The sequence below is a fragment of the Oleiphilus sp. HI0132 genome, from assembly GCF_001635845.1.
In genome coordinates, this window is record NZ_LWGJ01001005.1 from 1 (window position 1) to 571 (window position 571).

A 571-nucleotide genomic window follows, 5' to 3' on the forward strand; every position below is an offset into this window, starting at 1 on the left:
TCACCCTGCGCCGATTAACGTTGCGCAGGAACCCTTGGTCTTCCGGCGAGGGGGTTTTTCACCCCCTTTGTCGTTACTCATGTCAGCATTCGCACTTCTGATACCTCCACCCAACTTCTCAATTGAGCTTCATCAGCTTACAGAACGCTCCTCTACCATATCTAAAAGATATCCGCAGCTTCGGTGTACAGTTTGAGCCCCGTTAAATCTTCCGCGCAGGCCGACTCGACTAGTGAGCTATTACGCTTTCTTTAAAGGATGGCTGCTTCTAAGCCAACCTCCTAGCTGTCTAAGCCTTCCCACATCGTTTCCCACTTAACTGTAACTTTGGGACCTTAGCTGGCGGTCTGGGTTGTTGCCCTCTCCACGACGGACGTTAGCACCCGCCGTGTGTCTCCCGTGATCGCACTCCTGGGTATTCGGAGTTTGCATGGGGTTGGTAAGTCGGGATGACCCCCTAGCCCAAACAGTGCTCTACCCCCCAGGGTGATACACGAGGCGCTACCTAAATAGCTTTCGAGGAGAACCAGCTATCTCCGAGTTTGATTAGCCTTTCACTCCTAGCCACAAG

General features: G+C 52.7%; 1 rRNA gene. It reads right to left on the reverse strand.

The features are described 5' to 3' along the window. Positions 1-571: ribosomal RNA gene (locus A3766_RS11280) — 23S ribosomal RNA — on the reverse strand; the annotation flags it as partial.